Raw genomic sequence first — 1,266 nt, forward strand, 5'->3', positions numbered from 1 at the left:
GCGCGCAGGAAACGGAAGAATTCGACGCCTTCACGCAAGCGCCGCTTCATCATGTCCCAGCTCGTCAGCATCTCGCGCAGGATTTCCCAGATCTTCGACGGCCGGAAATAGAAACGCTTATAGAAGTTTTCTAGCTGATGGTAGATCTCGTCGCGCGACAGGTGCGGATAGCCGATCGCCGCGAGCTGCACGCCTGATTTGCTGACGAGGTTGATCACCTTGTTCTCTTCGAGCCAGCCGTTTTCAACGGCCTCGTTGTAAAGCCTGGTGCCGGGATACGGCGCGGCGAGCGACACCTGGATCGTGTGCGGATTGATCTCCTTGGCGTATTCGATCGTCTTCTGGATCGTGTCCTGCGTCTCGCCGGGCAGACCGAGAATGAAGGTGCCGTGAATCTTGATGCCGAGATTGCGGCAATCTTCGCTGAAACGGCGCGCGATGTCGGTGCGCAGACCCTTCTTGATGTTCAGCAGAATCTGGTCGTCGCCGGACTCGTAGCCGACCAGCAGCAGGCGCAGGCCGTTTTCCTTCATGATCTTCAGCGTCGAGTAAGGCACGTTCGCCTTCGCGTTGCACGACCACGTCACGCCCAATTTTCCGAGCCCGCGGGCGATTTCCTCAACGCGCGGCTTGAAATCGGTGAACGTGTCGTCGTCGAACATGATCTCCTTTACTTCGGGCATGTTGTCGCGAATCCACTTCACTTCGGCCAGCACGTTCTCGACCGAGCGCGTGCGGTAGCGGTGGCCGCCCACGGTTTGTGGCCACAAGCAGAACGTGCACTTCGAGCGGCAGCCGCGACCCGTGTAAATCGACACGTACGGATGCTTCAGATAGCCGATGAAGTAGTTGTCGATCTTCAGATCGCGCTTGTAGATGGGCGCCACGAACGGCAGCTCGTCCATGTTTTCGAGGATCGGGCGCGCTTCGTTGTGTTCGATCGAACCGTCGGCGGCGCGATAGCTCAAACCCTTGATCTGTGAGAACGGTTTGCCTTCGGCCACTTCCTGACAGGTGAAGTCGAATTCTTCGCGGCAGAGGAAATCGATCGCCTCGGTGGCAACCAGCGAATTGTGAGGATCGACGGCGACCTTCGCGCCCACCATGCCGATCAAAACCGACGGCTTGCGCTTCTTCAGGTCTTCGGCGAACAGGGCGTCGGTCGGAAAGGACGGTGTGCTGGTGTGGATCACCACCAGATCGTATTGCTGCGCAATGTCGAGCGTTTGATCCACCGACAGACCATCTGCCGGTGCATCGAGCACG

At 58.5% G+C, this 1,266-nt stretch carries 1 protein-coding gene; it reads right to left on the reverse strand.

Annotated features, from left to right (window positions below):
- Window positions 1-1,266, reverse strand: a 1,266-nt coding sequence (hpnJ, locus tag P0D68_RS35440; RefSeq protein ID WP_408468830.1) for a hopanoid biosynthesis associated radical SAM protein HpnJ, incomplete at both ends; no start/stop codon positions are given.

The organism is Paraburkholderia sp. RL17-380-BIE-A, assembly GCF_046028085.1.
In the GTDB taxonomy this organism is placed as follows: domain Bacteria; phylum Pseudomonadota; class Gammaproteobacteria; order Burkholderiales; family Burkholderiaceae; genus Paraburkholderia.